Origin of the sequence: Microbacterium sp. VKM Ac-2923 (assembly GCF_022815605.1) — a bacterium.
Lineage (GTDB): Bacteria > Actinomycetota > Actinomycetes > Actinomycetales > Microbacteriaceae > Microbacterium.
On sequence record NZ_JALGRP010000009.1, the window covers coordinates 153487 to 175950 of the forward strand.

Annotated in this window: 12 protein-coding genes; 8 read left to right on the forward strand and 4 right to left on the reverse strand. The window is 69.1% G+C overall.

The window, feature by feature from the left end:
* The first annotated feature begins 112 nt into the window (after positions 1-112).
* The 7 genes from MT347_RS14615 (at position 113) to araA (ending at position 8800) form a co-directional block, all read left to right on the forward strand.
* Positions 113-1117 carry a substrate-binding domain-containing protein gene (locus tag MT347_RS14615; RefSeq protein ID WP_243501992.1) on the forward strand — a complete coding sequence of 335 codons (1005 nt, stop codon included), beginning with the start codon at positions 113-115 and terminating at the stop codon, positions 1115-1117.
* A 110-nt stretch (positions 1118-1227) separates the two neighbouring features.
* Entirely contained in the window at positions 1228-2799 is a 1572-nt protein-coding gene (locus tag MT347_RS14620) for a sugar ABC transporter ATP-binding protein (protein WP_243501993.1), read from the forward strand.
* Positions 2799-3836, forward strand: a complete 1038-nt coding sequence (locus MT347_RS14625) for an ABC transporter permease (protein WP_243501995.1) — start codon at positions 2799-2801, stop codon at positions 3834-3836. The genes MT347_RS14620 and MT347_RS14625 overlap by 1 nt, the downstream gene beginning before the upstream one ends.
* Positions 3833-4885 carry an ABC transporter permease gene (locus MT347_RS14630; RefSeq protein ID WP_243501997.1) on the forward strand — a complete coding sequence of 351 codons (1053 nt, stop codon included), beginning with the start codon at positions 3833-3835 and terminating at the stop codon, positions 4883-4885. Before MT347_RS14625 ends, MT347_RS14630 begins: the two co-directional genes overlap by 4 nt.
* Positions 4882-5643, forward strand: a complete 762-nt coding sequence (locus tag MT347_RS14635; RefSeq protein WP_243501998.1) for an L-ribulose-5-phosphate 4-epimerase — start codon at positions 4882-4884, stop codon at positions 5641-5643. The genes MT347_RS14630 and MT347_RS14635 overlap by 4 nt, the downstream gene beginning before the upstream one ends.
* The gene (locus MT347_RS14640; protein ID WP_243502000.1) at positions 5640-7247 is read left to right on the forward strand and encodes a xylulokinase; all 1608 of its coding nucleotides are present in this window, start codon (positions 5640-5642) and stop codon (positions 7245-7247) included. Before MT347_RS14635 ends, MT347_RS14640 begins: the two co-directional genes overlap by 4 nt.
* A gap of 41 nt (positions 7248-7288) precedes the next feature.
* Entirely contained in the window at positions 7289-8800 is a 1512-nt protein-coding gene (gene araA, locus MT347_RS14645) for an L-arabinose isomerase (RefSeq protein ID WP_243502002.1), read from the forward strand.
* A 326-nt stretch (positions 8801-9126) separates the two neighbouring features.
* On the opposite strand, the gene MT347_RS14650 is transcribed toward araA, so the two are convergent.
* From MT347_RS14650 to MT347_RS14665, 4 genes are all read right to left on the reverse strand, one after another.
* Positions 9127-10068, reverse strand: coding sequence for an Abi family protein (locus tag MT347_RS14650; protein ID WP_243502003.1), 942 nt, complete (start codon positions 10066-10068; stop codon positions 9127-9129).
* Between the two features lie 213 nt (positions 10069-10281).
* Positions 10282-13212, reverse strand: coding sequence for an immunoglobulin-like domain-containing protein (locus MT347_RS14655; RefSeq protein WP_243502004.1), 2931 nt, complete (start codon positions 13210-13212; stop codon positions 10282-10284).
* 339 nt (positions 13213-13551) lie between these two features.
* Positions 13552-16947, reverse strand: a complete 3396-nt coding sequence (locus MT347_RS14660; protein ID WP_243502006.1) for a family 43 glycosylhydrolase — start codon at positions 16945-16947, stop codon at positions 13552-13554.
* Between the two features lie 35 nt (positions 16948-16982).
* On the reverse strand, positions 16983-20210 hold the full coding sequence (locus MT347_RS14665) for a LamG-like jellyroll fold domain-containing protein (RefSeq protein WP_243502007.1): 3228 nt from the start codon (positions 20208-20210) through the stop codon (positions 16983-16985).
* Between the two features lie 286 nt (positions 20211-20496).
* Between MT347_RS14665 and MT347_RS14670 the strand changes: the two genes are divergently transcribed.
* The coding region (locus MT347_RS14670) for a LamG-like jellyroll fold domain-containing protein (protein WP_243502009.1) at positions 20497-22464 on the forward strand (1968 nt) is incomplete at its 3' end.

Below are 22464 nucleotides of genomic sequence, written 5' to 3' on the forward strand. Positions count from 1 at the left end.
TGCGCTCTCGAATGTTAGCGCGCACACTGTTCATGACCAGGAGTGCCGCTAACAGCTGCACAGCATCCACTCTCCAACCCGAACGCTGGAGAGATCTCAAGGAGGAGAACACATGTCGATTTCGAAGCGCATGCGCGGCGTCGTCGGATTCATCGGTGCGGGCGTCGTCGCCCTGAGCCTGGCCGGCTGTGCCGGTGGCGCCGACGCGGGTAACGAAGGCGACGCCGCGGGCGACGTCACCACCGTCGGCTTCGTCGCTGTCGGCCCCGAGGGTGGATGGCGCAACGCCAACGAGCAGGCCGTCAAGGACGCTTTCACCGCGGACGCCGGCTTCGACCTCAAGTACGCCCCGGCCGCCAGCCCCAGCGACCAGAAGTCGCAGCTCGACGCCTTCGCGACCTTCGTCAACGACGAGGTCGACGTCATCCTGCTCACGGCCACAGAGGCCTCGGGCTGGGAGTCCTCGCTCGAGCTCGCCAAGGAGGCCGAGATCCCCGTCGTGCTCCTCGACCGCGGTGTCGACGCGTCCGAGGACCTCTACGTCACGCGTATCGCCCCCGACAACAAGCAGGTCGCGGCGTCGGTCGGCTCCTGGGCCGTCGAGAGCTTCCCGACCGGTGCGAAGTACTTCGTCCTCGAGGGCGTCCCCGGCCTCTCGGTCGTGAACGAGCGCAACGAGGGCTTCGACTCCGAGGTCGACGCAGCCAGCGGCTTCACCAAGGTCGGCGCGCAGACCGCCAACTGGAAGACCGACGAGGGCAAGTCCGTCATCGAGACCGTCCTGAAGGCCAACAACAACGACATCCAGTTCATCTTCGCTCAGAACGATGAGATGGGCATCGGCGCGGCCCAGGCCGTCTCCGCCGCGGGCCTGACCCCCGGCACCGACGTGAAGATCGCCACCATCGACGGCACCAAGGGTGCGCTCGAGGCTTTGGCCGCCGGTCAGCTGAGCTTCGTCGCCCAGTACAACCCGTTCTTCGGTGACACCGCCGTCGACGCCGTGAAGAAGGCCCTCGCCGGCGACACAGTCGAAAAGACCATCATCGTCGACAGCGCCACCTTCGACTCGCCGGCCGCGGCCGACACCGCGCTGGCCGAGGGCCTGGGCTTCTAAGTCCGGTCCACCCGCTCGACAGCACCACTCACGAGTGGGGGCGGCCCGTCCGGGCTGCCCCCACTCCTGATTCCCCACCCGCTCCGTACCAGCGAGGAAGTTCGTCAGCGATGACAGAATCCCTACCGATCGTCGAAGTCCGCGGCGCATCGATCACATTCCCCGGCGTCAAAGCCCTCGACGAAGTGAACTTCCGACTCCTGCCGGGAGAAGTCCACACCCTCATGGGTGAGAACGGCGCGGGCAAGTCCACCCTCATCAAGGCGCTCACCGGCGTCTACCAGATCGACTCCGGATCGATCCTCATCTTCGGCGAGGAGCGGCGCCTGACGGGCACCGCCTCGGCGCAGGCGGCCGGCATCTCGACCGTCTACCAAGAGGTCAACCTCTGCACCAACCTCACCATCGGTGAGAACGTGATGCTCGGGCACGAGATCCGCGGGCCCTTCGGTATCAACTGGCGCGCCACGCACGCCCGAGCCAAAGAGGCGCTGACCCGCATGGGGCTGGGTCATCTCGACCCCCGCGCCCCGCTGTCGTCGATCTCGATCGCCCTGCAGCAGCTCGTCGCCATCAGCCGCGCGATGGTCACCGACTCCAAGGTGCTCATCCTCGACGAGCCGACCTCGAGCCTGGATGCCGCCGAGGTCGAGGTGCTCTTCACCGTCATGCGTCGCCTGCGCGACCAGGGCGTGGCCATCCTCTTCGTCTCGCACTTCCTCGACCAGGTGTACGCGATCAGCGACCGCATCACGGTGCTCCGCAACGGCGGTTTCGTGGGCGAGTACCTGACCCGCGACCTCGATCGCACGCAGCTCATCTCGAAGATGATCGGCAAGGACATCGAGGCGCTCCGCGCCCTCGGCTCCAACCGTCAGGTCGACGCCCGCGACCGCAACGAGACCCCCGTGTACGCCGCCGAGGGCATCGGCCGCGCCGGAGCCCTCGCCCCCACCGACATCGAGATCCACAAGGGCGAGGTGGTCGGCTTCGCCGGGCTCCTCGGCTCGGGTCGCACCGAGCTCGCGCGCCTCATCGCCGGCGCCGATCGCTCCGATTCGGGCACCGTGCGTCTCAAGGGCAAGAAGGTCAACGTCAACTCCCCGGTCTCCGGGCTGGGCAACCACATCGCCTACTCGACCGAGAACCGTCGCGACGACGGCATCATCGGCGACCTGAGCATCCGCGAGAACATCATGCTCGCGCTGCAGGCCAAGCGCGGCTGGCTGCGCCGCATCCCCGCCAAGGAGGTCGACCAGCTGGTCTCGACCTACATGGAGCGTTTCAGCGTCCGGCCCAACGACCCCGAGCGCCCGATCCGTCTGCTCTCGGGCGGAAACCAGCAGAAGGTCCTCCTCGGCCGCTGGCTGGCGACCGACCCGGAGCTGCTGCTTCTCGACGAGCCCACCCGTGGCATCGACGTCGGTGCCAAGGCCGACATCCAGGAGACCGTCGCCGAGCTCGCCGAGGCGGGAATGAGCGTCGTGTTCATCTCGTCCGAGCTCGAAGAGGTCGTGCGCCTGTCCGAGCGCATCGTGATCATGAAGGACCACGAGAAGGTCGGCGAAATCGTCAACGGCCCCGACGTCACCGCCGAGCGCGTCGTGTCGATCATCGCGGCCGAGACCGAAGAAGAGGCGGAAGCCCAGACCGAGGCCCTCGCCGAAGGAGAGACCCGCTGATGACCGTCTTCAAGTCGCTTCTGCGCACCCCCTGGTTCTGGGGCATCGTCGGCATCGTCCTGCTGCTGTCGCTGAACGTCATCAAAGACCCGACCTACCTCGCCGTCGGCATCAACCCGACGACCGGACAGCTCTCGGGCAACCTGCTCGACATCCTGCGGGTATCGGCGCCGATCATCATGATCGCCCTCGGCATGACCTTCGTCATCGCCACGAAGGGCATCGACCTCTCGGTCGGCTCGATCATGGCTGTCGGCGGCGCCGCCGCCATGGAGCTCCTGCGCTCGCTCAACGAGGCGAGCTCGTTCGGCGCCATGTTCATGGCGATCGGCCTCGCGCTGCTGCTCGGCGCCGTCCTCGGTCTCGTGAACGGTCTGCTGGTGTCGGTCGTGGGCTTGCAGCCGTTCATCAGCACCCTGGTGATGATGCTCGCCGCACGCGGTATCGCCCGCGTGATCACGGGCGGTCAGAACACCAACTCGCAGAACCAGCCGTTCCAGCAGATCTCCAACGGCCAGGTGCTGGGCCTGCCCATCAGCTTCGTCACGGCGATCGTCATCGTCGTGCTCGTCACGGTGATCATGCGGCGCACCGCCCTCGGCCTCATGATCGAGTCGATCGGCGTGAACCCCGACGCTAGCCGGCTCGCCGGCATCCGTCCGCGTCCGATCCTCATCACCGTCTACGTGCTCTCGGGCATCCTCGCCGCCGGCGGTGGTCTGTTCACGGTGTCGGAGGTCATGACCGTCGACGTCTCGGGCACCGGCTACCAGATGGAGCTCGACGCGATCCTCGCCGTCGTCATCGGCGGCACCTCCCTCGCCGGAGGCAAGTTCTCCATCCTCGGGTCGACCATCGGGGCGCTGTTGATCGCGACCCTGAACAAGACCGTGCTGTTCCTCGGGGTCTCCGCTGCGGCGACCCCGGCCTTCAAGGCCATCGTCATCGTGCTGCTCGTCCTGCTGCAGTCCGAGCGGGTGAGGACCTTCGTCCTCCAGGCCGGACGCCGCCGTACCCGTAAGGAGGTCGTCGCATGAGCACGACCGTCTCACCCCCGTCGCCCTCGCACGGCACCGAGGTCCCGGTACGGGGCCTGGCGATCTCCCGCATGTGGGGTCGCAGCCAGTCCGCCGTCCCGACGCTGGCCGCCGTGGTGCTCCTCGTCGCGATGCTCGTCTACGCCGAGCTCGCCTACGGCCGCGTGTTCCACGCCGGCACGATGTCGAGCCTGCTCGTCAGCTTCGCGCCCACGATCATCCTCGCCGTCGGCATGACCATCGTCATCCTCTCGGGTGGCATCGACCTCTCGGTCGGCGCCGTCGTCGCCTTCACCTCGGTGTCGGGCGTGATGCTGATGAACAACGGCGTCAACGGCTGGCTCGCCGTCATCCTGATGATCGTGTTCGGCGCCCTCTTCGGGCTCGTCTCGGGCGTGCTGATCCAGTACTTCAACGTGCAGCCCTTCATCGCCACGTTGGCCATGATGTTCCTCGCCCGTGGTCTGGCATCCATCCTGTCGACCGTGCCGGTGCAGGCGCCGGACAACTCCCCGATCCTGGTGCTCGCCACCGACTGGAAGCTCTACGACGGCCCCAAGACGAACGACCTCGTGCTCACCCCGGGCTTCTTCATCGCCGTGCTGGTGGTCATCGCCGCCTTCGTCCTCCTGCACCGCACGCGCACCGGACGCACGGTGTACGGCATCGGCGGGGCCGAGAACTCGGCGCAGCTGATGGGCCTCCCCGTCGCCCGCACCCGCGTGATCATCTACGTGCTGAGCGGCGCCCTGGCCGGCCTCGCGGCCGTCGTCTACACCGCCGAGGTCGGCGGCAAGGCGCAGAACGTCACGGGCATCGGATGGGAACTGGATGCCATCGCGGCGGTCGTCATCGGTGGAACGCTGCTGACCGGTGGCGCGGGCTACGTCCTCGGTTCGGTCGTGGGCTCGCTCGTGCTCGCGGCCCTGGCGATGATCATCACCAAGGACGGCGGCATCCGCCCCGAGTACTTGACGATCATCACCGGCGGTATCCTGCTCGCGTTCGTGCTGTTGCAGCGCGTGCTGACCGCACGGCGTCGAAAATGAGCACCGTCGTCGACCCGCTTCCTCCCAAGGAGAACACCGTGGCAGCGTCCCCTGCTGACATCACCCCCGACGTCCAGGCATCCATCGATCGCGTCCGCGAGGACGTGGCCCGGTTGCACGCCGAGCTGGTGCGCTACAACCTGATCGTGTGGACCGGCGGCAACGTGTCGGGTCGCGTGCCCGGTGCGGACCTGTTCGTGATCAAGCCCTCGGGGGTGTCGTACGACGACCTCTCCCCGTCGAACATGATCCTGTGCGACCTCGACGGCGACGCCATCCCCGGTACTCCGGGGAGCGAGCGCAGCCCCTCGAGCGACACCGCGGCTCACGCCTACGTGTACCGGAACATGCCCGAGGTCGGCGGGGTCGTGCACACGCACTCCACCTACGGCGTCGCGTGGGCGGCGCGTGGTGAGGAGATCCCCTGCGTCATCACGGCGATGGCCGACGAGTTCGGCGGGCCCATCCCCGTCGGTCCGTTCGCGATCATCGGCGACGACTCGATCGGTCGCGGCATCGTAGACACCCTGCGCGGACACCGTTCGCGCGGCGTCATCATGCAGAACCACGGGCCGTTCACGATCGGCGCGAACGCGAAGGATGCCGTGAAGGCGGCGGTGATGCTCGAGGACGTCGCCCGCACCGTGCACATCGCGCGCGAGGCGGGACCGCTGATCCCGATCCCGCAGGAGCACATCGACGCGCTCTACAACCGCTACCAGAACGTCTACGGCCAGAACACGGACGCGCGCCGGTGAGCGCCGCGACCACCTCGCCCGCCGAGGTCATCGCCTCCGGCCGCGCCGTGCTGGGCATCGAACTCGGCTCGACGCGCATCAAGGCCTGCCTCGTCGACGCGGACGAGCCCACCCGCGTCCTGGCCACCGGCTCGCACGCCTGGGAGAACCGCTACCGCGACGGCAACTGGACCTACGCGCTCGCCGACGTCTGGGCCGGTCTCCAGACCGCCTACGCGGCGCTCGTCGCCGACGTGCAGCGCCGGCACGGCGTCGTCGTCGAGACGCTCGCCGCCGCCGGTGTGTCGGCCATGATGCACGGCTACCTCCCCTTCGATGCCGAGGGCGAGCTCCTCGTGCCGTTCCGCACGTGGCGGAACACCTCGACCGAGCGGGCGGCCGGCGTCCTGTCGGAGCTGCTGGGGACGAACATCCCGTTGCGCTGGTCGATCGCGCACCTCTACCAGGCGGTGCTCGACGAAGAGGATCACATCCCCGATGTCGCCTCGTTCACCACCCTCGCGGGCTACGTGCACGAGAAGCTCACGGGTCGTCGCGTGCTCGGCATCGGAGACGCCTCCGGCATGTTCCCCATCGACGTCGCGACCCACGATTACGACGCCGTCATGGCGGCGAAGTTCGACCGCCTGGTCGCCGAGCGGGCCCCGGGCCTGCGCCTGCGTTCATTGCTTCCCGACGTCCTCGTCGCGGGAGAGGCGGCGGGCGAGCTGACGTCGGAGGGCGCGGCTCTCCTCGATCCGTCCGGGACGCTGCGTCCGGGCGTGCTGTTCTGCCCGCCCGAGGGCGACGCCGGCACCGGCATGGTCGCGACGAACTCGGTCGCCCCGCGCACCGGCAACGTGAGCGCCGGCACGAGCATCTTCGCGATGGTGGTGCTCGAGGGTCCGCTGAAACGCGCGCACGACGAGCTCGACCTCGTCACCACCCCCGCCGGTGACCTCGTCGCGATGGTGCACTGCAACAACGGTGCGAGCGAGCTCGCCGCCTGGGTGGGCCTGTTCGAGCGGTTCGCCGCGATCGCCGGGGGCACTCTCGACGCCGACGAGGTGTTCGAGGCGCTGTTCCTCGAGTCGCTGGACGGGGCGCCCGACGCCGGCGGCCTGCTGGCGTACAACCACCTCGCGGGCGAGCCCATCGCGGGACTGCCCGAGGGTCGTCCGCTCTTCGTGCGCACGCCCGACAGTCGCCTCACGCTGGCGAACTTCATGCGCGCGCAGCTCTACGGCGTGTTCGGCACCCTCGCCCTCGGCATGCGCGTGCTCGCCAACGAGGGCGTGGAGCTCGATCGCATGTACGCCCACGGCGGCGTGTTCCGCACGGCGGGGATCGCGCAGCGCTTCCTCGCCGGGGCGTTGGACGCCCCCGTCGCCGTCGCCGCCACCGCGTCCGAAGGCGGGGCGTGGGGGATCGCGGTCCTCGCGGCCTTCGCCGCCGACGGCGCGGGCGATCCGATCGACACCTACCTCACCGATCGCGTCTTCGCGCAGACGGGATTCGACTCCATCGATCCCGACCCGGAAGACGTTCCCGGGTTCGCCGCCTACCTCACGCGCTACCGCACGGGGCTCACGATCGAGCACGCCGCGATCGCGGCCATGCCCTGACCGCGGCTCTCTCGCCCGACACCACCAAAAGGAATACCCGCATGACCCGCACTCCCCTCAGGAACGACCTCGACGGCTACGAGGTCTGGTTCGTCACCGGCAGCCAGAACCTCTACGGCGAAGAGACCCTCGCACAGGTGGCCGAGCAGTCGCAGGCCGTCGTCGAGGGCCTGAACGGCCTTCCGGTGAAGGTCGTCTGGAAGCCCGTGCTGAAGGACTCCGACAGCATCCGTCGTATGGCGCTGGAGATCAACGGCCGCGACGACGTCATCGGTGTGATCGCGTGGATGCACACGTTCAGCCCCGCGAAGATGTGGATCTCGGGCCTGGACGCGCTGCAGAAGCCGTTGCTGCACCTGCACACGCAGGCGAACGTCGAACTGCCGTGGAACGACATCGACTTCGACTTCATGAACCTCAACCAGGCCGCCCACGGCGACCGGGAGTTCGGGTACATCCAGACGCGACTCGGCGTCTCGCGCAAGACCGTCGTGGGACACGTCTCGAACCCGGTCGTGCGCCAGCAGATCGAGGACTGGGAGCGCGCGGCCGCCGGCTGGACCGCGTCGCGCACCCTCAAGCTCGCCCGCTTCGGTGACAACATGCGCTTCGTCGCCGTCACGGAGGGTGACAAGACCGAGGCCGAGCTGCGTTTCGGCGTGCAGGTCAACACCTGGGGCGTCAACGAGCTCGTCGAGGCCGTCGAGGGCGCTTCGGATGCGGACATCGACGCTCTCGTGCAGGAGTACGTCGACACCTACGACGTCGTCTCCGAACTGCTCCCGGGCGGCGCGCGCCACCAGTCGCTGCGCGATGGCGCGGCGATCGAACTGGGACTGCGGTCGTTCCTCGAGGAGGGCGGCTTCGGCGCCTTCACCACCTCGTTCGAGGACCTCGGCGCGCTGAAGCAGCTGCCCGGTCTCGCGGTGCAGCGCCTGATGGCCGAGGGTTACGGCTTCGGCGCCGAGGGTGACTGGAAGACCGCGATCCTCGTGCGCGTCGCCAACGTGATGGGCGCGGGCCTTCCCGGCGGCGCCTCGCTCATGGAGGACTACACCTACGACCTCGTTCCCGGCGCCGAGCGCATCCTCGGCGCGCACATGCTCGAGGTCTCGCCCTCGCTGACCTCGAAGAAGCCGCGCCTGGAGATCCACGAGCTGGGCATCGGCGGCAAGGACGACCCGGTGCGCCTGGTCTTCACCGCCGACCCCGGCCCCGCCCTGGTCGTGGCGATGAGCGACATGCGCGACCGCTTCCGCCTGACGGCGAACGTCGTCGAGAACGTCGAGGCGCCCGACCTGCCGAAGCTGCCCGTGGGCCGCGCGGTGTGGAAGCCGGCTCCCGACTTCGCCACCTCGGCCTCCTGCTGGCTCGCCGCGGGTGCCGCCCACCACACCGTCATGACGACGGCCGTGGGCATCGAGGTGTTCCGCGACTTCGCCGAGATCGCCAAGACCGAACTCGTCGTCATCGACGAGGACACCACGGTCCGCGGTTTCCAGAGCGAGCTGCGCTGGAACCAGGCGTACTACCGCCTGGCCCAGGGCCTGTAAGACCCGTCGTCCCGGGCGCCGCACGCCCCGGGACGACGCGGCACTCGCGCGTTCCGGTCACTCGGGGCGTGTGCCGCGCGCCGGTTCACGGCGCACGGATCGTGCCCCGGACTCGCGGTGGCGGTGGGCTACCGCGGAGTCCGGGGCACCTCTGCGTTCCGGTGGGGGTGAAGGATGATGCACGGCGCCCTCCCCTCGCCGACATGACGGGCGAAAGCTCGGCTGACAGAATCATCGCCGGAGACTGACCATTCCGGCTGTTGCCGAACCTTATGCGGTCTCGACGGCGGTCGACGGTTCGTCGGAGTCGTCAGGTCGGGGGAGGCTCAGGCCCGGTGGTCCTTCGGGCTCACGGGCGCGCGGAGTCCATCCCAGAACGCCCCGTCTGCACTGCGCTCGGCGATGAGCACCGGCAGGACGGGCGTCCCGCCCGATCCGCGCGAGACGATGTCATCGAGGGACGCGACCACATCCAACACGGATCGCGGGTCGAAGTTCCCCGCGAGCCTCTTGGCCTTGGTCCTCACGTTATTCGGTGTCGGACCCGCATCGATCACGGAGTGATGCCACAGTCTGCTGTGGTGCGCGCAGCGATTTCGTAGGTACACCAAGGCGCGGACCCGTGACGCGAAACCAGCATGCGCAACTCCCAGGCTGTTCGCGATCGGGCCGGCGAGAGCTCCGAGATCACCGCGTTCGATGCACTTCGACAAGGTTCCGAATGACCATGCCTCCACGGCTGACCACACCGGAAGCTCTCTCCTCAGGTCCTCTTCCGCGCCCCCGAAGCGGAGGATATGACGCTCCTTGGACCGCTTGATATCGCGTAGACACGACTCGACCGTCGACTCGGCGCCGGCACTGTCGGAGTAGAAGTCGGCCTCGAGATACCGCTCATACGGTCCAGACACGTCGACGACTGCCCGCGCAGTGTGACTTCGGAGCAAGAGCTCCGCGCGCGTGAGCTGCGACGATATCGCGTTCCGCAGGGCATGATCCGCGTCGTAGATCGCACGGATCTGCTCGAAGGTCGTCCCGGTGCGAAAGTTGTCGTCGCCGTACTGAGGCGCCTTCTGGAAGTAACGAGCGTAGCCGGCGAAACGGTAGTAGTTCCTCGGCAGCGAGAAATGTCTGGCATGCCGGGAGATCGGACACGACCAGGCCACGGGCAACCAACAACTGAGCTTGTTCAGCCCAGCTCTTCGCGGGCTTTCTCGCCATCGCTTTTCCTCGTGGTGCGATAAAAAAGGCCCCTCCCATTTGAGCATCGTCGAGAGGCTTGGGAGGGGGTCGATTGGATTGAGCCTAGCAGGAATCGCGCAACCGACGGCGACGGCTGCTGCCGCCGTGACGACGACCGTGATCAGCCCGACGACGGGCGCCGCGCTGCGCGTGGGAGGGGCACGGAAACGACACAGGCCCCGGTGGAGGGGGAATCCACCGGGGCCTTCACCGTCACTCGAGGGCGACGGTGCGGGGGGTCAGCTGCAGGACTTCGCGGCGTAGGCGGCGGTGACCGTCCCCGTCGCGGACCCCTGGGTCACGGTCGCCTTCGCTTCGCCGGCCGTGACCGAGGCCGAGCGGGTGGCGAAGACGGCCGACGTGGTGGCGCCGGCGGCGACCGTCGCGTTCTTCGAACCGTAGGTCGACGACATGGCCAGCGAAGCCGCCGTGTCACCGTCGTTGACGGCCTTCACGATGAGCTGCACCTTGCCGGCGACGCAGCGCGCCTCGGCCGAGAACTGCACCTTCACGAGGGAGCGGACGGTGACGGTGGCTTCGACCGGCATGCGCGAGTCGTCCTGTGCGATGCCCGACACCGTGAAGGTCCCCGCGGTGGCGTACTTCGCGGCATCCACGGCATCCCACTTCACGTTCACCGACTGCACCGAACCGTCGACCTTGGTCAGGCGTGCCTGGGCGGGCAGGACGGGCGCGGTGCCCGCGTCGGTGGCGACGTCGATGGCATCCACGGTCTTGACCGCGATGTTCGGCGCGTACGCCTCGAGCACCTTCTGGTACTCGGCGCGGGTGACCGGGATGACGGTGCCGTGACGCGGCTTGCCGCCGTCGGCGTTCTGCGGCAGGCCCTGGCGGAGCTTGCTGCCCAGTGCCTGCCAGCTGCCGGCCTGGTCGAGGTTGTTCGTCCCGAACGGCACGTAGTGGTTGGGGCCGCCGTGGTAGTTCGGCTGGTCGATGAAGAGGAACCAGTCGAGGTTGTTCACGTCGCCGTCATTGGCCGCGAAGATGTTCGCGCCCTCACCGCTGGAGTAGGTGCCGCCCGGCTCGCCGTTGGGCAGGCCGCTCGCGACGCGCTCCTCGACGAGGGTCCACTGGTTCGACATGCCCGTCGTGCCCGGGAGCGTCCCCGAGATGGTCGCGAGCAGGTCGGTGGACTTCTCGTGGCGGATCGTCATGCTCGCCTCGTCCTTGGTGAAGCGGTGGTAGACGCCGTCCTTCTTCGCCACGGTCGAGTCGATCAGGCCGAGACCGTTGCCGCGACGGACGTCGCTCCACACCTTGGCATCCGAGAAGGTGACGAAGTCGTCGGTGGTGGCGTACATCATGCGGTTGTAGGTCACGCCCGTGCGGTCGGCCACGTTCGTGGTCGGGTACAGGTTCGACGCCCAGAAGACCACGAACGTGTCGAGCTCTTCGTCCCAGTACGCCTCGGGCGCCCAGGTGTTGCCGGCGAAGTCGGACGACACCTTCACGTGACGCTGCTCCGACCAGGTCACCAGGTCGTCGGACTCCCACACCTCGATGTACTTCGAGCCGGAGATCTGCGCGGTGGTGAATCCGCCGGCGAGGCCCGCAACCTTGAGGTCGGTGGCGATCATGTAGAACTTGTCGCCGTGAGGAGCGCGGATGATGAACGGGTCGCGCAGACCCTCGGTGCCGACGGTCGAGCTGAAGATCGGCTTGCCCTGGTTCAGGGTGTTCCAGGTCAGCGCGTCGTTACCCTTCGAGGCGGCGATGCTGACGCGCTCGGCGCCATCACCCTCACCGGTGAAGAAGGTCCAGAAGTACGCCTCGGTCTCCTGCGTCGCACCCGGCATGGGCTGGATGCGGGCGGTGAAGCTCCGGCTCGATGTCGCGCCGCCGTTGGTGGCGGTGGCCGTCAGCTGCACGTCGACGGCGGGGGAACCCGCGGCCGGACGCTTGACCTCGACCGTGCGCGCGTTGTCGCGCACACCCGCGCGCAGTTCGGCGTTGGCCGCTCCCGCCGCGGCGATCGACCACGAGATGGTCGAGCCCTCGGCGCCGGTGGTGGGCACCGAGAAGTTGCCGCGGACGTTGTCGAGGTTGCGGATCGAAATCGCGGCGAGGTCGCGCGAGACCTTCTCGGAGTCGGCGATCTGCTGCGGGACCGTCACGGCGTAGGTCTGCGTGCGCGTCTCGGTGCCGACGGTGAAGGTGGCGGTGAGGGTCACCGACGCGTCACCGGCGCCTGCGGTCGGGCGCGTGACCTTCGCCGCGCCGCCGGTGAAGGCGACGGCGGCGTTGTCGGACGCCCAGCTGACGGTCGCGCCTGCGCTGGTGGTGGGGACCGAGAAGTCGGTCAGTGCCGTGCTCTGCATGCTCACGCCCGCAACGGCGCGGTCGAGCGCCTGTGCACCGTAGAGCGCCTTGACGTCGCTCTCGCTGAGGGCCGACGCGTAGACGGCGTAGTCGTCGACGAGGCCGCTCCATCCTGCATCGGGATACGTCGAACGGCCCAGGTAGGCGACGAGGGACGAGCCGAAGGAGGAGACGTCGCGCGTGATGGCGTTCTGTGCGATTCGCGCACCGTTGATGTAGACGCTCAGCTGGCCGGTGGTTCCGCTGATCACCGTCGTGTAGAGGCTCAGCCCGGCGGGGGTGCGCGCACCGGTGGTGGCGGCATTCGTCGCCCCGGGGCCGACCTCGGTGCCCCACGGGGCGCCGGCGTTGACGGTGTTCGTGACGACCGACTTCACGTATCCGCTGGGGTTGGCGGGGTTGAGCAGCCAGTAGCCCGACGAGAACGACGCGCCGGAGGCGACGGGGGCGCCGATGAAGGCGGCTGCGACGTTGCCGTTGCCCGAGCGAGGCGAGGCCCACGTCGAGATGGTGAGGTCCTTCTTGCCGACCAGGCCCGCGGTGGGGATGTCGAGGTAGGCCGCGGTGCCGGCTGAGCCGCCCGGCAGCGACAGGGCGCCGCCGGTGACGGAGCCACCGTTCTGGCGCAGGGTGGCGTTGTAGCTGTTGCCGCTGGAGTCGGCGATCGTGGCGCCGGTGGCGCCGTCGAACGAGTAGTGGATGAGCGGTTGCGGTCCCGTGGCCGCCTGGGCGGCCGTCGCGGTGGCGCCCAATCCGGTCATCGAGAGGGTCAGCGCGGCCGTGACGGCCAGGCCCTTCCTCCACTGGGGTGAACGTGTGCGCGTGCGCATGGCGGGCGTCCTTGCTCTTGGGGCGACGCGGTGCGCATCTTCGGCCCGGGACGGCGACGTCTCGGGCGCCGGAACACGCGTCATCGCGGTTTTCGGGTGACCGCGGGGCGGTCGAGGGGCTGTGATGTTACCGGGAACACCCGGTCATCTCACGGTAGGACGCGGCGCGATCAGGTGTCAAGCGCCTCCTGGATCAGACAGCGCGGGATCGCCGCCGAACGCAGTGCTCGGACGCTATCGACAGACCCCGGGCCGCGGCTCCCCGGCGGCCGCGACGGCGCCGCAACGACGAGGGTGCGCCCGGCCCACGGCCGGACGCACCCTCGTGTGCAACGGTTCTCAGCCGCAGCTGCGTGCGGCGTAGTCGGCCGTCACCGTGTCCTGCACCCGCGTTCCGTTCACCTCGGTCGTCACCGTCGCCGTCAGCGACCCGGCGGCCAGGTTCGCCGACCGGGTGGCGAAGGTCACCGACTTCGACTTCCCGGCGGCGAGGCCGTTGGCCTCGGCGGAGCCGAACGGCGACGACACGCGGGCGTCAGCCGTGGCCGTCCCCGTGTTGGTCAGCGTCGCGAACAGGGTGGCCTTGCCCGCGACGCACCGGCTGCCGGTCACCATCTGCACCGAGGGCTTGACGGGGCTGGTGACCGTGACGGTCGCGGTCACCGTGCGGTTGCCGGCGGCGAGCCACTCCGCATCCGTCATGTCGAGGATGGGGCTGTCGTCCTGACGGAAGTAGACCATCCGGATGCCGGAGTCGCGGCTGCCGTTCTGCGTCGCCTTCGCGTGGAAGACGTTGAGCAGGTTGCCGTCGTCGTCATAGGTGTACGAGTTGTGACCCGGACCCCAGTTGTTCGAGAACGCGCCCTCGTAGCTCCAGATGGAGCTGTTGCGCACGTTCCAGACGGCGGGATCGAGCAGGTCGGCGCCCGACTCGGCGGTCAGCAGACCGACGGCGTAGGTCCAGTCGACGCCGGACCCCGAGAAGGTGACCATGACCTTGCCGTCGCGCTGGATGACGAACGGTCCCTCCACCACCGGGGTGGTGTTGTTCGACCAGCCCCGGTCGGGGAAGGTGACCGTCGAACGCGGGCTCGCCAGCTGCCACGAACCGGATGCCTTCGGCGTCACCTTCGCGATCTTCAGCACGGCGGGTCCCGTCGAGGGCGCGACCACGCGCTCCGACCACATGACGTAGTCGGTGCCGTTGTCTTCGAAGTGCGTCATGTCGAGGGTGATCCCGGTGCCGTACGTCGTGAGCGGCTGCCCGGCCTGGTCGACGACGCGCTGCGGCGCCTCCCAGTCGGCGCGCACGAGCGGGCTGCCGCCGGGCTTCAGTCGCATCGTGTACGACTGCACACCGGCCCACCAGTTGCTGCTCTCGGCGTTTGCGGCGAAGAGGATGTAGAGGTCGCCGTCCACGACGTGCAGCTCGGGTGCCCAGAGCTGAGCGTTGACGCTGGTTCCGGAGAGACCGAAACCGAGGATGCGATTGTCGGGCGCGCTCGAGAGCCCCGCGATCGTGTCCGCCTGGCGGATGAAGAACTCGTCTTGACCGGCGTCGTCGGTCGCGATGTAGAGCCATGTCTTCTTGCCGTCGGGCAGCGTGTAGCGCAGCACGTGCGGGTCGGCGCGGTTGGCCACGAGCGGGAAGGTCGTTTCGGTGCGCTGCAGCGTTCCGGTCGCTGTGTAGGTGCCGGGCGTGCTCGTGTCGACCTTCGAGGTGTCCCACGAGACCCGGAAGTCGTGCGTGCCGCCGTCGGAGTAGTCGGCGGTGACCTTCTCGGGAAGCGTCAGCGCGTCGCCCGCGGTCAGGCTGACCGGCTTCGGCGCCTGCACGCCGGTGTTGCGCACACGTCCGAGCCGATCGGATGCCGACCGGGCCTCGGCCGCGGTGACGGGGATGACGCTCGCGGTCTCGGCGTAGGAGACACCGATACTCGCCGAGCGACCGCTGGGCTGCTGCCCGGCGCCCTGTGCGGTGATCGTCTGGAACGCGGTGGTCGTGCCGGTCAGGGCGGAGCCGGCGGGGCTCGTCCACACCACGCGGTACCCGCTGACGCGGGCGTCCCATTCGGCCGACACGGCGCCGGTCGCGCCCTGCCCGGGGAGGGGCAGGAAGCTGCGCTCCGACCAGGTGACCAGGTCGGGGGAGGTGAACACGAGGGCGCCGGCGGTGTCGGCCGCGCCCGAGGCGTCGGTGCGACGGGCGATGAGGCCGTAGCCCTGGTCGCCCTCGAGGCGGAACAGGTACGGCGAGCCGAGGTAGCGGGTGGTGCCGTTGGCCTGCTCGGTCATGCCGGTGACCTGGGGGAACACCACGCCCGCGCCGCTGTTGAGCGCCGTGTAGGCGGTGCCGTCGCTGCTGAGCGCGAGGTGGGCGCTGCGCGTGACTTCGGGGTCGTCTCCGCCGCGGGTGTTCTTCGACGTCGTGTAGGTCGCCAGTCGCGACGCGCCGGTCTCGGCGATGCGCACCGGGATCTCGGTGGTCGCCGCATCCGCGCCCGAGCCGACGACGGCCTTGAGGGTGGCGGAGGCGAGACCGCTGGCGGGGGCCGTGGCGATCGCGCCGTTCGCGACCGATCCGGCTCCTGAGACGTGCGACCACACCACGGGCAGGCCCTGCGCGGTCGTGGGGAGCACGTAGCCCTTCTCGAGCACCGACGGCAGCACGAGTGCCGCGGCGGCCTTGGCCGCCTGGGCGGCGGCGCTCGGCGCGGGCAGCACCGTGACGTCGAAGGTGCGCGTGGCGGTCTTGCCACGGACGGTCGCGGTGGCGGTCAGGGTCACCGCGGTCGACGATGCCGGCCGGGTGACCTTGCCGTCGGCGGCGACGACGCCCGAGGGCGACGAGGTCCAGGTCACGCCGCCGGTCGCGGGCAGGACGAGGTCGGTCTCGACGGCCGACAGGCTCTGTGCGTTGGCGCCCGCCAGGTCGATACCGGCGACGACCTCGGATGCCGTGGACGTGGCATCCGTCTGCGAAGCCGCCGCGATGTCGCCGGCCGACAGGGCCGCGTTGTACACGCGGAACGATGAGACGCCGCCCTGATACAAGGCGTCGCCCGCGTAGGCGCTGCGCCCGATGTAGTTCATGGTGTGCGTCGCGAGGTCGCTCAGCGCGGTCGCGGAGTCGGCCTTCTGGGCGACCAGGGCGCCGTCGATGTAGAGCTTCAGCGTCGAGGTGGTGGCGCCGGCGTTTCTCTCGATGGTCGCCGCCACCGACTGCCAGCGGTTCTCGGCGAGCCGGGTCGTCGAGGTGACGCTCTGCTCGTTGCGCCAGTTCGTGGGGCTGATGGCCAGACGCGGGGCGACCGGCTGGATGAAGAACTGTCCGGTCGCGTTGTCGCCCGACCCGCCGATGTTCCACAGGAACTTCGCGCCCGACAGGGCGACGGGGTTGGTCTCGATGATGATCGTCGCGGCGCTCTGGCCGGAGAGCAGGTTGTCGGGCAGCTTCACGTGGTCCGACCCGGTGAGCTGCAGCGAGCCGCCGCGCCAGGCCGTGCCGCCGACGACGGACGCATCGCGCCCGGCGCCCGAGGCGTCGCGCACCACGGTGCCGCTCGTCTCCGAGAAGTCGTACGACGCCACGAGGGATGCGGGTTCGGCGGCGCTCGCCGCGCCGGAGACTCCGACGCCGCTCACCACGAGGGCGAATCCGAGGGCGCTGGAGATCACCCCCGCACAGCGTCTGCGGAAGGCACCCCGGGCGGGCGCGGTGGTCTTTCGTGTCACGGTGTTTCTCCTCTTCGTCGAGTCGAGCTGGTCGGTCATCGGCAGCTGGTGGCGCGGTGGTCCGTGGTCACCGGGGTGGAGGCGCCCTGCACGGTCACCGTGACGGTGCCCGCGTCGACGGACGCGCTGCGGGTGGACTGCGTCTTGGACACGGACTTGCCCGCGCCCAGGTCGGTGAAGGTGGTCGAGCCGTACGCGCCGGTGATCGTTCCGGATCTCGCCGCCGTGCCGGTGTTGGTGACCGTCGTGACGAGGGTCACCTTGCCCGCGACGCAGCGTGTCGCGACGCTCGCCTGTACGCCGGCCGGCGCCGCGGCCACGACGACCCGGGCGGTGACGGTGCGGTTGCCCGGTGCGACCTCCTGCGCGGCCGTGAGTGAGAGGTCGAGCATGCCGTTGGCGCGGACGTTGACCGCCTTGAACCAGCTGTTTCGGTCGGGGTCGAACAGGCCGCCCGCGGCACCGCCGGTGTGCGGCTCGGGGTACGGACGCGCGTGGTATGCCAGCACGAGGTTGCCGGCCGGGTCGGTCGCGAACGAGTTGTGCCCGGTGCCACCCTGGCCCGTGCCGCCGATGCGTCCGGTGAAGGTGTCGTTGGTGGTGAGCACGGGCGAGGGGACGAGCGTCCAACTCGCGGGGTTCTTCAGGTCGGCCGTCTTCGCCGCGCGGAGCATGCCGATGTCGTAGTACTTGTCGACCGTGCCGCCCGAGTAGGTGAGGTAGATGTACTCACCGTGCTCGACCATGTAGGGCGCCTCCACGATGCCCTGGTCGCCGCCCTCGTTCGTGTCGGAAGGTGTCGGCGACTGCTTTCCGTACTCCCACGGCTGGCTGATGGAATACACCTCGGTGAGCCCGCCGTCGATCAACGGGACGGTGCCCTTCGGGCCCATCTTCGCCTTGCCGATGAGCAGCTTGGCGCTGTTCGGCATGACCCAGTAGCCCTGCGTCACGCCGTTCTCCTCGCGCTCCAGGTAGGACACGTCGAACGCCGCGCCCTCGAGGATGGTCGGCTCGCCCCAGTTCTCCTGCTTCACGAGGCCGCCGTTGCGCAGCGATTCCTCGGTGCCGGTGTAGGGGATGAGGACGGTGTTGTCGCACCACCCGTTGGTGGGCGCGTAGCCGCGGTTCATGCCGGCGATGATCCACCACTGCCCGTTGATCTTGTGGAACTCCTGCGCCCAGATGTATCCGCCCCAGCCGTAGAAGGTGTTGGGGTACTGGGTCTGCTTGCCGGGGGTGCCGCCGTCGGGATCGATGACGATCTGCTCGGGGGCGTCCTTGAGGCCGGCGATGGTGGTGGCGCGCTTGAGACCGATCTTGCGGTACGCGTTGGCGTCGATGAGCTGGTCGTTCGGGGCGTTCGAGGGGATCGAGTAGTGCGAGCCCGTCAGGTACCAGAAGCCGTCGTCCTCGTTGAAGAAGAGGTGCGGATCGGCGCGTGCGTCGTTGACCATCTCCTCGGCCGTCTGCTGCACGAGACCGGTTACTTCGTACGTGCCGGGAGTCCGAGAGTCGATGGATGCCAGATCTTCGGCATCCCAGGTCACCGGGAGGTTCTTGGTGGAGCCGTCGTTGTAGTCGAGGGTGACGCTGCCGGGAAGGGTCGTGGCATCCACTTTCTTCCCGTTCTCCACCTGCACGTCGGCCGGCGCGCGGACGCCGGTGTTCTGCAGGTAGACGTAGTTCTTGTAGAAGACGTCGAACTCGGCCTTCGAGAGGGCGAAGGAGCTGGCCTGCGCCTGCGCGGTGAAGCCGGGCAGGCCCGCGCCGGCCACGCCGAGCGTGCGCACGTCGGCCTTCGTCGCTGCGGTGGGAGTGCTGGCGGCGGTGAGAGAGTCGAGACGCGCCACGCGGCCTTCACCGGTGAGCTCGTCGGTCCAGTAGGCCTTGTACTTCTGGCTCGCGGCGTCGTATTCGATGCGCGGGTTCTTCACGATCGATCCGTCGGAGGCGATCTTGACCGTGCGCTGGTTGCGGAAGGTCGCCCCATCGGGCGCGTCCCAGACGTACACCGAGTCGGTGGCGTTGTTCTGGGCCGCCACTGCGCCGAGCGTGCCGTCGGCGAACCGGACGAGGGTGGGGGAGCCGACCTGGGCGTTCGGGTTCGCGGTCTGCGAGCCGTTCCAGGTGGCGTAGAGGATGGCCTGCGAGCGGTTCAGCGGCTCCCAGGTCGAGGCGCCCGACGGGCGGGCCGAGACGAACAGGGCGTCGGCGCGGCGGTCGTCGTTGTAGGCGAGGGGGTCGTCCTTCACGCCGTTGGTCGTCGTGACCGTCTTGACGTAGGTGGCGACGTCACCGCCGGCGTCGAGGATCTGCGCCGAGGCGGTGACGGGCGTGGTGACGCCGGCGATCGTCGCGGTCAGCTCGACGGCGACCGGACCGGATGCCGGGCGGGTGACCTTGCCGTCGGCGGAGACGAGAGACGCACCGGCACCGGATGCCGACCACGTCACCGCGCTGCCGAGCACCGACGAGGGGAGGTCGCCCGTGATGCGGGCCGGGATGCTGAGCGCCGCGGCCGGGTCGCTGGCCGCCGTGGCCAGTCCGAGCTCCGACGGGGTGAGCGCGCGGTTGTAGATGCGCAGGTTGTCGAGGAGGCCGGAGAAGTACTCGCCACCGCCCCAGTTCGCCTTGCCCACCTGCAGCACACCGCCGGTCGATCCGAGGATCTTCGAGAGCGCGGGGCCGGTCGAGTTGGTCGACACGAGCTTCTTGTCGACGAACAGGCGCGCGGTGGCGCCCGAGATCACGAGATCGACGTGCTTCCACTCCGTGGTGGCGGCGGTCGAGACCAGGTTGCCCGACGAGTTGCGCGAGCCCGCGTTGTCGTAACGCTCGACGGTGACACCGGTGGTGCGGTCGAGGAAGCCGAGGTAGTGCTCCTGCGCGTACGCCTGCGTCGCGGCGCTGCGAGCGGCGAACACCGACCAACCCGTGTTCCCGGAGGAGGCGGGCTTGCTGTCGTACGAGATCGTGACGTCGTCGAGACCGGCGAGCAGCGGGGCGCCGCCAGTCTTGGCGACGTTCAGCCAGAAGCCGCTACCCAGCTGAGCGGCGTTGCCGACGACACCGGGCACGAGGCGGGCGGTGCCCTGCGTAGTGGCGGTGGCGCCCGCGCCGGTGAAGCTGGTCGTGCCGCTGTCGAACGTGAAGTCGGCGATGAGGGCGTCGTCGGGTCCTGCGGCGGTGGCGACACCGGGTGCGAGCAGGCTCGCGCACAGGGCCGCCGCGGCGGTGGTGCTCGCGGCGACCGCGGCCATGCGGCGTCGCGCGCGGGGAGGCGAGGTGTCGAAGGGTGCGGGGGACGTTGTCGAACGGGCCGCGAAAGGCAGGCGCATAACCACTCTCCATTAAGTGACTGACCATCGAGTGCTGTGTTATCGCTCACAATAGCGGGACGATCTTCATCTGACCATCACCGCCTTTTCGGGCCGTTCGCGGCGGCGTCGGAGCGCTCCACTCTTGCCCCCCGGGGAAGTGAGCGGTAACATCCGAGGGTTCCTGCGCCTCAGGAGCCCCGATCATCCTGGCAAAGGAGCTGGAGTGATGACCGCACACTCGACCGCCCCCATCGCGCCCCCGCGCACGGCCCCCCGACGTCGGACGAGAGCGATCCTCAGCCTCGCCACGGGCGTCGCCCTCCTCACCGGCGGCCTCGTTCCCCTCGCGGCGGCGCCGGCCGTGGCCGAGACCGCGATCCCCTCGGCAGGTCTGCGAGCGGAGTACCTCTTCGACGAGACCGCGGGTGCCAGCGTGCCCAACAGCGCGCCGACCACCCTGGGAGCGGCGACCGTCGTGAACGGCACCGACGCGCTGTGGACCGGCTCGTCGCTCGTCTTCACCGGCGGAGCAAAAACCAGCCCGACGGCAAGCTGGGTCCGGTTGCCGAACGACGTCCTCGCCGGCGCGCGCTCCGCGACGGTGACCATCGAGACCAAGCTCGACGCCTCGATGAAGAACAACTACAACTTCCTCTGGAACATCGGCAGCGACTCCCCAACGCGGTCCTACTTCGCGTCGGTCCGCGACAACCCGCGCACCGTCCTCACCACGAACGGGGGCGGCGGCGAGGTCAACGCCCGCTCCGGGTCCGCCCTCTCGGCCGACCGCTGGTACAGCCTCACGTCCGTCATCGACGGGGCCGCCGGGCGCCTCACCTTCTTCGTCGACGGCGTGCAGGTGGCATCCACCCCCACCACCCTCTCTCCCGCCGACATCACCGACCAGACCCTCAACGCGATCGGCCGCGCGCCCTACCCCGACCCCATGTACAAGGGCGAGGTGTCGACGTTCCGCGTGTACGACCGAGCGCTCTCGGCCGACGAGGTCACGCGGGTCTCGACGACGGATGCCACGATCCACGCCGACGCTCATCGCCAGGCCGCGCAGGCCGTGGTGGATGCCGTGGCCCCGGTGTCCGTCGACGAGAGCACGACGACCCTCCCGACCTACGGCGATCGCGTGAGCTGGGCCGCGACCGACTCCGCTTCCACCGTCGCCGCCGACGGGAAGACGCTGACGACGACCCTGCCCGCAGCCGGCTCCGCGGCGCGGACGACCACGCTGACGGCGACCGCGACGGTCCGCGGGGTGGCCGCCTCGCGTGCCGTGACCACGACGATCCAGCCCGCCCGTGCCGCCGACGCCGCGTTCGGGTACGCGATGGTGCACTTCATCGAGGATGCCAACGGCTACGCCGAGAAGATCTACCTCGACGTCTCGCGCGGCGACGACCCCGAGGCCTGGGATCCGCTGAACGGCGGACAGCCCATCCTCGCGTCGCAGCTGGGCACCACCGGCGTTCGCGACCCCTACCTGACGTACAACCCCGAGACGAAGACCTACTACATCATCGCCACCGACCTCCGGGTGTTCGGCGGCGACCGTGGTGCGGCCGGCTGCACCGACTGGTGCTACTGGAGTTCGCAGGGCAGCACGAAGCTCAACGTCTGGGAGTCCAAGGACCTCGTCACCTGGGGTGACCTGCGTCAGTTCGACGTCGCCCAGTCGCCCGCCGGGGCGAAGGTCGCCGAGCTCGGCATGGCCTGGGCGCCCGAGGCGACGTGGGTCCCCGGGTACAACGCCGACGGCAGCGGCGCGTTCGTCCTCTACTGGTCGTCCACCGTGTACCCCAACGCCGCGCACACCGGATCGACTTATTCCCGCGTGCTGTGGGGAGCGACCACCGACTTCACCCAGGACGACTACCGCTACGGCGGCGTGATGATCGACACCGGTCGCGACGCCATCGACACGACCGTCATCCAGAACGACGGCAAGACCTACCGCGTCACCAAGGACAACGGCTTCGGCCGGGGCATCTACATGGAGTCGACCACGGCCACCGACTGGTGGAAGCAGTCGACCGCGTGGACGACCGTGCAGGAGCGGATCGGGGCGAACTACTCCGGCGGAAACGCGGGCGGCGTCGAGGGTCCCGCCGTCTTCCAGCGCCACGGCGAAGACGCGTGGTACCTCTACGTCGACGTCATCCCCTCCACCGGCTACCGCCCG

Coding starts and splice junctions, on each gene's coding strand:
- MT347_RS14615 (WP_243501992.1), top strand. CDS start 113: ATGTCGATTTCGAAGCGCATGCGCGGCGTCGTCGGATTCATCGGTGCG.
- MT347_RS14620 (WP_243501993.1), top strand. CDS start 1,228: ATGACAGAATCCCTACCGATCGTCGAAGTCCGCGGCGCATCGATCACA.
- MT347_RS14625 (WP_243501995.1), top strand. CDS start 2,799: ATGACCGTCTTCAAGTCGCTTCTGCGCACCCCCTGGTTCTGGGGCATC.
- MT347_RS14630 (WP_243501997.1), top strand. CDS start 3,833: ATGAGCACGACCGTCTCACCCCCGTCGCCCTCGCACGGCACCGAGGTC.
- MT347_RS14635 (WP_243501998.1), top strand. CDS start 4,882: ATGAGCACCGTCGTCGACCCGCTTCCTCCCAAGGAGAACACCGTGGCA.
- araA (WP_243502002.1), top strand. CDS start 7,289: ATGACCCGCACTCCCCTCAGGAACGACCTCGACGGCTACGAGGTCTGG.
- MT347_RS14650 (WP_243502003.1), bottom strand. CDS start 10,068: ATGCTCAAATGGGAGGGGCCTTTTTTATCGCACCACGAGGAAAAGCGA.
- MT347_RS14655 (WP_243502004.1), bottom strand. CDS start 13,212: ATGCGCACGCGCACACGTTCACCCCAGTGGAGGAAGGGCCTGGCCGTC.
- MT347_RS14665 (WP_243502007.1), bottom strand. CDS start 20,210: ATGGCCGCGGTCGCCGCGAGCACCACCGCCGCGGCGGCCCTGTGCGCG.